The organism is Geofilum rubicundum JCM 15548, from assembly GCF_000974365.1.
GTDB classification, from domain to species: Bacteria; Bacteroidota; Bacteroidia; order Bacteroidales; family Marinilabiliaceae; genus Geofilum; species Geofilum rubicundum.
This window is the reverse complement of the sequence record NZ_BAZW01000083.1, coordinates 1-11,023: the sequence shown is the minus strand read 5'-3', so window position 1 is coordinate 11,023 and position 11,023 is coordinate 1. Positions and strand designations below refer to the sequence as shown.

Sequence of the window (11,023 nt, the reverse complement as noted above, 5' to 3'; positions counted from 1 at the left end):
ACAATAGTAATAAATGCTATTGCTGATATAATTTTATAGGCTTTTCCTACATAGTTTATAGCGGTTTCCTCATTGCTAAATTTAAACGGATTAATTCCTGTGCGCTTATAGGTTACATAGCTCGGAACTATAAACAATGCAACCAAAAACACACAATAGAAGGTAAATAGATACATATAAATAGGTTTTGATAGTGATGAAGCAAATTAAAGCTTTTCTAATGCTTTTTGAAATTTATCTGACACCTCATTTGCAATCGAAACCAGTTCAGGTTTATTGAGCATTCCCATTAGAGCTGCTGGGTCTACAACTACAACCTCAATTTTACCTTCACCAATATCTTTTACAATGGCCTTGCAAGGAAGAAAAACACCAATATTTTCTTCAATTTGGAGTGTTTTGTAGGCAAAACCAGGATTACAAATGCCAAGGATTTTATATGGCTTTATGTCAACATTATCTAATTTTTCTTTGAGTTTCACGTCCATGTCAACCTCGGTTATTACACCAAATCCTTGTTCCTTAAATACGTGTTTAGTTTTGTCAACAACTTCTTCAAAAGTTCCTTCTATTGTTTTTGAGAAATAGAATGTCTCTGTCTCCTGTGCAACTAATGATTGAATAGATATAACCATTATTAGCATCGAAATAATTTTTATTTTTTTCATGACTTTCAATTTAATTGTTAGTGATAACTTGTTCTAGTGTTTATAATAATCTAAGCTTAATGCCTCCATTAAATACAAACCCATCGGTCGGTGCCCAAATATCAGGGAATGTAGGATTGTTTGTTGGTGGTAATACTAAAGGCTCAAAATCGGATTGCATAACATTTGTAAAATTCTCGAAGTTCACAAAAACAGACAGTCGTTCCCAATGGCGCATTAACATGACACCCATTGTCCAATAATCCGTTTTTTGATTGTATAGATTATCGAACTGTTTTCCTGTATAATATACTTCATAACCAGCCGACCACTTTTCTTCAATTTCATAGAACAGAACAAAACCTGCATTATGCTTTGGTGTTAAGGGTTTTTGGTCATTGATATTGTCGTATTGTAATTCCGTATTAACAAATGCGTAGTTTAAATAGAGTTTAAAGTCATCGTATGTTAGCTTAATATTGGTTTCAAAACCAGAACTTAACATATTGCCATCAGCACTTTCAAAATAAGCCATATCCGTGGTGGCATCTTCCCTCAAAACTAATGCGTTTTTAAGTTGAGTAAGAAAGAACAGCTGGTTAATAGAGAATGTCATTTCATCGCCTAAAGCTGTTTTATAATTAATATCGAAATTACCACCTATTGATGTTTCAGCATCCACTTGGTCGGTTGATAATGGCTGTATGCCTCGGTAATATAGTTTCTCAGCATCTTCGGTAAAAATGGTTGGTAGTTTGTAACCCATTGCACCACCAATACGAGAACTTAGTTTATTATTTGCTTTAAAAAGTAAAGAGAAGCGAGGTAATACAAACGTTCCATAATCGGTATTGTAATCTGTTCTTAACCCTGCTTCCAATATCCACTTTTCATTTATGTCCGTAGTATTTTGTATAAATCCACCAATTGTATTGTGCGTGTAATCTCTAACAGGAAGGGAGTCTGTATTTTCCTCTGTAAATTGTTCCAAGTAATGATTCAATCCCAATTGCCATTCGGATTTTTCATTTCTATGTAAATTGTACGATGCTTCTGAAAAACTAGAAACTTGGTTTCCGTTAAACCGATAGTCAGGAATTGTCAACTTTCTATCGAAATAGGATATGCTGTTTTTGAAGTCAATGGTTCTGTTCTCTTTTGTATTTCTGAAATTCAATTGCGTAGCATAACGCTCCGATTTGTTTTTCTCTGTAAATACATGTTCGGTACTTGTGTTTCCCTTTATGACTTCCATATCACCACCTGTTCTGTCATCAATGGTGGTATTTAAACCTACACTAAGTTCAGTATTGGGATTGATGTAATAGTAAAATCTTGGGTTAAGGCTAAAAGTCTGAGCATCTGGCATATTCGAGAAACCATCATCGTCAGGGTCATAAGCTATTTGATTTGTTGCCGAACCATAAATCGAAAGACCTACTTTACCATATTTCTGAGCATAGAATATATTACCTGTAGTCCCTAAAGCACTTGTTTGGTTTAGCATGATGTCGAGTTTTGGCTCATCATTCGGTTTAATGGTAACAAGGTTTACCAAACCTGCAATAGCTCCACCGCCATATAATGTTGAATTACTTCCTTTAATCAGTTCTACTTGTTTTAAATCGAGCGGTGGTATTTGCATAATGGAGAGTCCACCTGCAAAGCCTCCATAAAGAGGCATACCATCTTTTAATATTTGAGTGTAACGACCATCCAAACCTTGAATGCGGATACTCATATTTCCAGAACTAAGTGATGTTTGTTGCATTTGCACCCCTGTAGTTTCTCTTAATAGCATTCCGATATTAGAAGAATTCATGGCTGCTTTTTCGCCTAATTCTTCGCCTGTAATGGCTTCGATTCGTGTTGGAATATCTTGTATGGTTCGTGAAGACCTTGTTGATGTAATTACTACTTCTTCCAGTTCTTCACCTTCTTCCAATTCAACTTCAATGGTTTTATTGTTGTCTTCAGGAAATGATAATTCAATTTCCTTTTCTTCATAGCCAACAAATGAAATAACAAATTCTATTTCACCATTAGGTAGATTTTCAAATTTGGCAATACCTTCTGCATTGGTAATTGTTCCGTTAGTTGTACCTTCAATTACAACACTTGCTCCAATAAGAGATTCGCCCGATTCTTCTTTTACTTCAAAACTTACTGTGTTTTGTCCGAATATGATTCCTGATGAAAATAGGAAAAGTAAACTTGATATTAAATATTTCATAGTATATGGATTTACAAATTTATACTACAAAATTACGGCAGAATTACGTGCAACAGTATTGCAAAGTTATCCTTGACAATTAGGGCAAGTTCCTTTTATTACAAAATTGGCATTTTCAAAATTGAATCCTTCGGGTAAATCCACCTTAGGTATTGGCATATTTTTCAAGCAATGAGTTTGACCACATTTAGTGCAAAGAAAATGGTAATGTAAATCATCCAATGAGCAAGTACAATCATCATCACAAAGAGCATATTTTACTGCACCAGAACCATCATCAACACTATGGATTAGTAAATTGTCCTGAAATGTTTTTAAGGTGCGGAATATGGTTGAGCGGTCTACATTGTCAAATTGTTGCTCTATCTCGTAGAGGCTTAAAGCCTTCCTGTTTTTATCTAATACTCCATAAACCAACTCACGCATGGCTGTTGGTTTTATATTTTTTTGTTGAAGTTTTTTGTCTATTTCGTTACTCATGTTCTACAAAGATATAGTAAGGTGGTGAAAAAATGAAAAAGCGGAACGAATTCCGCTTTTTTCTATAAATCATATCTATAAAGTTTTGCCAAGGTAACACTCAGCTCTTTCTCCATACTCAATAGTTCTTCCTTATTGTCGTAAAAAACCATCAATTCAAAGTAGTATTCAGAGATAGAAATCTCACCCTTTTGCATTGCCTTCTTCAATAATTCGAGAATGTTATTTCCCGATATACGTTGCTTGAAATCGGTAATGCTGCTTTGTAAAGCTGTTGCTTTGGTATGTAAAGTTTTCATTTCGTTATAAAATTGAACTTTAGCATCAGCCTGTATGCTATTAACCGCTTCTGTTTTTAGGTTAGCATACTTTACTGTGTTTTTATTTCCCCATAAAGGAATTGAAACCCCCAGAGTGACACCTTGAAATTGTTCTCCTACAACTTTTTCACTCATATAACCTGCATTTATTTTCGGTAAATTCTGAGCTACTTGAAGTTGTTTTTCTTTTGAAGAAATTTCAATTTCCTGTTTTAGCCAATTGAGCATAGGATTGTTAATTGAAGCCTGAGCATACCACTCGTCAAAATTAGTTTCAACCATATTTGCAATAAAGATGGTGTCGCTAAAGCTTAATGAAACCCCTGCGTTAAGCGTTGCTAATTGTTGCAATGCAGCATCTCGTTCTATACTTATTTGCTCCAATTGTTTTTCGGTATTCAAAAGGCTTACCTGAGCTTTGTTGTGTTCGAGAATGCTTGCTTCCCCACTGTCCAATTTCTTTTTAAAAGCATTGGCAATTTTCATATCATTGCTTAACCTAAGCTTATATTCTGAATACAAAGCATTCAGGTATGTTAGTTCAGAACAAATAGTTTTAGCACTTAACAAAATGTCATACCGTTGTTTTTTATACTCCATCTCAACTTGTTCGTTTTTCATATCTGAAAGTTGAGATTTATAGACATAAGCTGTAGGGAAATCAAAAGATTGGGTAACCGAAAAATCGGTACGGTTGCCAATATTATCAGGGCTTCCCATTAAGTAGTTAAATCCTACTTCCGGGTTATCGGGTAGCATGTTTGTTTTATTTCCCATTTTATCGGCATCGGCATTCTTACGATATGCAGCCAACGTGGTGTTATTCCTTTCGATTTCAGCTATTACAGAATCCATACTACTCTGAGAATAGACCGAAAAAACTGAAAACACTAAAACGATTATTATTAATATATTTTTCATTGTCATCATTTTTTAATCTATCATTAATTCTTCTGAAGCAGTCTCTGAATCGGCTTGCTTACTTGTTAAAAGAAACATAATAGGAATAATAAATCCATTAAGTAAGGTAGAGGTTAATAATCCACCAAGGATAACCTGTGCCATAGGGCTTTGAATTTCATTACCTGGCAATGCACCACCTAAAGCAAGAGGTAATAAGGCAAGACCGGATGATAGTGCCGTCATCAATATTGGATTAAGACGGTCAAGGGAACCGTGTATTACACTATCCATTGCCGAATATCCTTCGTGATGCAAGTCGTTGTATCTTGAAATAAGAAGCATACCGTTTCTTGTTGCGATACCAAAAAGTGAAATAAAACCAATAATCGAAGGAATGCTAATTATTCCATCGGTAAAAAAGATGATAAATACACCACCTATCAATGCCAATGGTAAGTTCAACAGTACAACTACTGATTGAGTAATATTCCTAAATTGATTGAACAACAATAAGAATATTGCCATTATAGAAAAAATGGATGTTATAAGCAGGGTTCTGGAAGCAGCTTGTTCGCTTTCAAATTGTCCTCCATACTGTATGTGATATCCTTCTGGCAATGTAATTTCTTCATTAACCATTTGTTGAATATCAGTTACAACTCCTCGCAAATCACGCCCTGCAATATTAGCCGAGATAACAATTTTACGCATTACGTTTTCACGATTAATTGTGTTTGGTCCAGTAGAAGAAGTAATTTCTGCAATATTACTGAATGGTACTTTTCTACCATTTGCATCCACAATTAGTTCTTTGATACGCTCAGCTGTTGCTCTTCTTTCAGTATTTACTTTAAGTGTAAGGTCAAAAGATTTGTTGCCTTCATAAACCAGAGAAACTACTTCTCCTGCCAGCATCACATTAACAATTTCTCTGAATTCAGGTAAAGTAATTCCATATTTAGCCATCACATCACGTTTTGGCTCTATCTTTAATTGAGGACGTTGTATTTGTTGTTCAACATTTAAGTCAGCAATTCCCTCAATACCATCTATGGACGCTTTGATTTGGTTACCCAACTCAAACATTTTATTCAAATCTGTTCCAAATAATTTTATGGCGATATTTGCCCTTGTACCTGATAGCATAGCATCAATACGGTGCGAAATAGGTTGACCTATCTCTATGTTTGCCCCCGATATGGCTTTCAACTTTTGGCGTAGTTCTACTAATATTTCATCTTTTGAACGTTCATCAAGAATAAACGGGGCTTCTATTTCAGAAACATTTACACCTAGAGCATGTTCATCTAGCTCTGCACGCCCTGTTTTACGAGCTACAGTTTGAATTTCAGGAATAGACAACAGTATTTCTTCTGTATATCTTCCAATTTTATCTGATTCGTGCAATGATATGCCTGGTAAGGTACTTACATTAATGGTAAATGACCCTTCATTAAATGAGGGAAGAAAACTTCGCCCTAACGTGAAAAACACAATCATTGTAGCAACCAGAAAACCACCTGTTATTCCAAGAACCAATCTTTTATGCACTAATACCCATTTTAGAATCCTTTCGTAAATTCCTTTGAGTTTTCGAACAACAAATGGTTCCCGTTCTTCTTTAATCCCTTTAGTTGGCTTTCCTAATAAGTAGCTACATAAAACAGGTGTTAATGTTAATGCAACTACCGTTGAAGCGATGAGTGATACAATAAATGCAATACCCAACGGAGCAAGCAGTAATCCTTCCATACCGGATAGGAAAAATAAAGGAACAAAACTCACTATGATAATAAGAGTAGAGTTTAAGATAGGCATACGAACTTCCTTTGATGCATCATAAACCACACTCATTACACTTTTTTGTTCTTTTTTCGGTTTAAGCCTGTTTTCTCTTAAGCGTTTGAATACATTCTCCACATCTACAATGGCATCATCAACTAATGAACCAATGGCAATTGCCATACCACCCAAACTCATTGTATTAATTGTTAACCCCATGAATTTAAGAGCTAAAATTGTACAAACAAATGCTAAAGGAATGGTAACCAGTGAGATTATTGTGGTTCTAATATTCATTAAAAAGATTAACAGAATAATTATCACAAATACTCCACCTTCTAATAATGCCTTTTGTACATTATTAATAGAGTTATCGATGAAACGAGCCTGGCGAAAAATGTCCGTTGCTATCTTAACATCAGCAGGTAATGTCTGTTGTATTTCAGCGATAGATTCATCTAGTTTATCTGTTAAATCAAGTGTGCTGGTTGCGGGTTGTTTTGTTACGGTTAAGAGTACTGCCGACTTGCCATGATTTGAAGCTAGTCCCAACTTTGGAGCTTTATTTCCAATCTGAACATCTGCTACATTCTCAATCAAAATAGGAACATCATTAACTGTTTTTACCACAGCCTTGCCTAATTCATCTAATTTATTGGTAGATAATGCTCCACGAATGATATACTCATTTCCATATTCGTATAAGATTCCTCCTGAAGCATTAAGGTTCATATCTTGAACAACATCTATCACTTCATCCATAGAAACCCTATAGTGTTTCATTTTTTCAGGGTTAAGCAATATCTGATATTCTTTTATTTCTCCACCTAACACAGTAACCTGTGCCACACCACCAGTAGAAAGTAGGCGAGGGCGCAATGTCCAATCTGCCATTGTGCGTAAATCTTGTAATGATGTTGTGTCTGATGTAAGTCCAATAATCATTACTTCACCTAAAATAGAAGATTGAGGCCCTAATGTTGGGTTTCCTACATTCCCTGGTAAGGCATCTTTTACAATGGACAACTTCTCTGAGACAATTTGCCGGGCAAGATAAACATCCATACCCCAATTAAATTCCACCCAAACAACAGAAAAACCTGTCGTTGATGAAGACCTTACTCGACGTACGTTTGTTGCTCCATTTAAAGCTGTTTCAACAGGAAATGTAACCAATCGTTCAACTTCTTCAGGAGCCATTCCTGAAGCTTCAGTCATTACTACAACAGTAGGTGCATTCAAATCGGGAAATACATCTACTTCCATATTTTTAGCAGTATATAACCCAGCTAACAACAGAAGTACTGCTGATACTAATACAACCATTCGGTTGTTTAGCGAAAACTTTATAATATTATTCAACATGATAATTCCGTTTTTGGGTTAGTGATTATGTCCATGCCCTTCAGGCATTACTGATGAAGTTGCTGCAAGCTTAACCTGATATACACCATTGGTTACAACTTTATCACCTTCCTTTAAACCGGATAATATATGAACTCGTTCTCCATCGTTTTGCCCAAGTGTGACTTCTTGCTTTTTAAAGATTTCTTCTTCGACTTGTATATATGCAAAGTAAAGACCTTGTTCTTCAGTAAGTGAAGACACAGGAGCGGTAATCACATTGGTTTGAGGATTTGCTATTAAATAAATTTCGGTGAATGAGCCTGGAATCAGGTCTCCTTTATTGTCAAATTCAAATGTAATTGGAACATAAAATGATTGTTGTCCCGATGTACGTCCATAAGAAAGTAATCGACCATTTAAATCAGACAGCTTATATAGTGTATTATCATAAGCTGTTTTGAAATTAGCATTGCTAATGTTTTTAAGCGACTTGTAGTTTTTCTCCGAAACTTCGGCTTTTAATTGCAGTTTTTGGTTTTGAGAAATAGTGGTTATAGACTGACCAACCGAAACATATTCACCCTGTGCAACAAGCCTGTTTTTTATATAGCCTGAAATTGGAGATGCTATATTCACTCCATTTACAGATGAGTTGGTTGATTGCGCTTGATATGTGGTTTTTGCTGTTTCGTACCGCATTTTTATCTGCTCATATTCCTTAACCGAAATTATCTGGTCGCCAATAAGTTCATCAGCACGTTTCATCTCTTTTTCTGCTGTTTCGAATGCAATTTTAGCCTTTTCAACAGGGTCTCCATTTAAAATCTGTTTTGCAGAAACTGTAATGATAACCTCACCGGATTTTACATAGTCGCCTTCTGCAATAGATGGATTTACAAATGAGACGATACCATTTGAAGTAGCTACAAGCGTGGCTTCATCGCCTTGCGAAGCTTGTATTTTTCCGCTTGTTTTTATAACCTGATGAAAAGTTCCGGATGTAATAGATTCTGTAGTTAGTCCAGCCATTTGAGCCTGTTCTTTTGTGAATGAAATTTCATCCGTATGACTACTTTCTTCATCGCTATGGTCATTCTTTTCAAGACTTTCTTCACCATGGTCGTGTCCCTCATGGTCTCCATGGTCATGCCCTTCATGACTATCTTCATCGTGATTGTGCCCTTCATGGTCATCCTGGTCAACATGGTTATGACCTTCGTGGCTTTCAACTTCATGATTATGACCTTCGTGGCTATTGCTATTGTTGCATGCTACATAAACTAAACTTAGCAATGCGATAACTAATATTTTAATTTTCATTTTTTCTGTTTGTTAAATTTGTATTAGGATATTTATCTGCTGTTTAGCAAATATGTTATGGCAATATCTACCAGATTACAGAATATGATTCTTCAAGCCTATTAATAAAAAAGGCTCAAAATAATTCTGTAAAAACAAAATTGATTTTTAACAAACAGGAGGTGCTCGAAGACCTTGGGAAGAAATTAGAAACCGAGTGGGTATTGGGATATTTTCCTCGGAAATGTAGGAATCATCAGCAAAGTTATTCTGCGATGAAAAATTATAAACAAAAAGTGCTATGAAAAGAATATCTGTCGATTCTAATTCAGCAGTTTTATCACTAACTCTAAATTGGTTATTAGGTAATAGCAATGTCTGTGCAATACTACACGATTCAGTTTCATGTTCCTCATGCTCTTCATGACATATCAGAATGCTCTCATGGTGATTATGCTCATCTTCCTGACTACAATCAAAAGATAAAACAACTTCACTTTTGGTATGATAATGGTGAGGTATAACAGCATGAGCCAACAACACTAAGTTGGCTAATAATACAAATATGAATGCTGTTTTATTTCTCATTATATATTCCTCGTCTCTATTTAAACGTCAAACTTACAAAATAGTTTGTGCAATAGTGTTGCAAAGTTATTTTATAATTCATCAAGAATCTTAACAATACCATTTAGCAACCCTTTATTTAAATGAGATTCTGTACGTTGAATCTTCTGCTTTAAATAGTTTTGAGGTACTTGCTTTTTTATCAGCATCTTTGCGAGCTTCCCTAATTCACTTAATAATTCATTTTCGGGAGATGACTGATTCATGTTAGTAACAGCATTGTATTTTTGCTGTAGGTTTAAAAGAAGCTTCTTATATTCATCTTGCATTTCCTGAAATTCAATCACAGTTCCACCCTTATCTGGGTGCAGTTGCTTTGCTAAGATTCGGTAGTGTTGTTTGGCTTGTTCAATATCAGTAATGCCATTGAAATACTTCATAATTGTTCAAATTCTTCTAGTGTTATACAAAAATGTTCCAGGATTAAAAGGAGTTGTTGTTTGTTGTAATAATGACGTTTGGTGTGTCCAAAACTTGCTATCTGTTTCTTTAATTGAGGACTTAGCTTTATATCTCGTCTTAGTTGTTGCATTGCTGCATCTGCTGAAATACTGTTGGGATATAATTTCTTTACCAAATCCTGTTTTAATATGGTTCTTCGTACTATCATAGCGTTGGATTTGGGTTGAGAAATAAGCGATAACGCATCATAAATATTTGCAAAAGATGCCTTGTTAAGTATATTTTGAGAGCTTGAGACTGCTTTTGAACGCATTTATGAATATTCAGATAGTCTGAGCGAACTTTCAGACCATATTCAGACTGCTTTGCTGAGAAATGCGTTTTTTGAAGACTGCATATTAAGAAGAATCTAAACAATTTCCCCCAATAAAAACGTGTATGAGCAACTTTTGAAGTTGCTTTTATGAAATTGAGCCAAAAATTTAAACACTTCTGTTGAAATATAGTATTACCAATAGCACACCAATACAATACGCAAGTATTACGGAGAATAAAACAAAGAATAGAGTAATAAAAGGTAAAACACGAAGGGTCTATAAACACGAAAAGCCCCGATAGGAGGCTCATTTTCAGAAATCTTGAATGAATATTGGGCATAATCTAAAATATTATCCCCTTGGTAATTAGCTATGTAAATATAAGAAAAATAGAAGTGAAAAAAAAGTAACAAAAAACCCGATGCCAAAACTGATACCGGGTGGATAATAATTCAAAAATGTTTTTTCTCTACGACCTATGGTATTTCTCAAATACTGTCCTCATTCCTCATTTAGACACTAAACACCTAATTATCAGCAATATAAAATGAGGACAATGAGGACGCGTGAGGAAAAACATTAATAATTCCTCACTTGTCCCTCAGATTTTAAGCTTTTTCCTCACTCGTCCTCACTTTATATTACTTACTAATTATACTAATACAT

The 11,023-nt window shown here is 35.0% G+C and carries 9 protein-coding genes; all 9 read right to left on the bottom strand.

From position 1 onward, the window contains the following. Positions 1 to 206: 206 nt before the first annotated feature. The 9 genes from JCM15548_RS19120 to JCM15548_RS19080 all read right to left on the bottom strand — a co-directional run bounded on the left by JCM15548_RS19120 (position 207) and on the right by JCM15548_RS19080 (position 10,353). Positions 207 to 668 carry a DUF302 domain-containing protein gene (locus JCM15548_RS19120; protein WP_227626038.1) on the bottom strand — a complete coding sequence of 154 codons (462 nt, stop codon included), beginning with the start codon at positions 666 to 668 and terminating at the stop codon, positions 207 to 209. A gap of 40 nt (positions 669 to 708) precedes the next feature. Continuing rightward, entirely contained in the window at positions 709 to 2,880 is a 2,172-nt protein-coding gene (locus JCM15548_RS19115) for a TonB-dependent receptor (protein ID WP_062128637.1), read from the bottom strand. A 66-nt stretch (positions 2,881 to 2,946) separates the two neighbouring features. Then, positions 2,947 to 3,360, bottom strand: a complete 414-nt coding sequence (locus JCM15548_RS19110) for a Fur family transcriptional regulator (RefSeq protein ID WP_062128635.1) — start codon at positions 3,358 to 3,360, stop codon at positions 2,947 to 2,949. Positions 3,361 to 3,422: 62 nt separating this feature from the next. Next, positions 3,423 to 4,601, bottom strand: a complete 1,179-nt coding sequence (locus tag JCM15548_RS19105; protein WP_062128633.1) for a TolC family protein — start codon at positions 4,599 to 4,601, stop codon at positions 3,423 to 3,425. A gap of 12 nt (positions 4,602 to 4,613) precedes the next feature. Continuing rightward, positions 4,614 to 7,730: an efflux RND transporter permease subunit gene (locus JCM15548_RS19100; RefSeq protein WP_062128631.1), complete on the bottom strand. Its 3,117-nt coding sequence runs from the start codon at positions 7,728 to 7,730 to the stop codon at positions 4,614 to 4,616. Between the two features lie 18 nt (positions 7,731 to 7,748). Next, positions 7,749 to 9,032, bottom strand: a complete 1,284-nt coding sequence (locus JCM15548_RS19095) for an efflux RND transporter periplasmic adaptor subunit (RefSeq protein ID WP_062128629.1) — start codon at positions 9,030 to 9,032, stop codon at positions 7,749 to 7,751. A gap of 147 nt (positions 9,033 to 9,179) precedes the next feature. Then, complete coding sequence (locus JCM15548_RS19090; RefSeq protein ID WP_062128626.1) at positions 9,180 to 9,599, bottom strand: DUF6769 family protein; 420 nt, start codon at positions 9,597 to 9,599, stop codon at positions 9,180 to 9,182. Between the two features lie 71 nt (positions 9,600 to 9,670). After that, the gene (locus JCM15548_RS19085; RefSeq protein WP_062128624.1) at positions 9,671 to 10,018 is read right to left on the bottom strand and encodes a J domain-containing protein; all 348 of its coding nucleotides are present in this window, start codon (positions 10,016 to 10,018) and stop codon (positions 9,671 to 9,673) included. After that, positions 10,015 to 10,353 (bottom strand): DUF4248 domain-containing protein, encoded by a 339-nt coding sequence (locus JCM15548_RS19080; RefSeq protein ID WP_062128622.1) that lies wholly within the window; start codon positions 10,351 to 10,353, stop codon positions 10,015 to 10,017. The genes JCM15548_RS19085 and JCM15548_RS19080 overlap by 4 nt, the downstream gene beginning before the upstream one ends. Between the last annotated feature and the right edge of the window lie 670 nt (positions 10,354 to 11,023).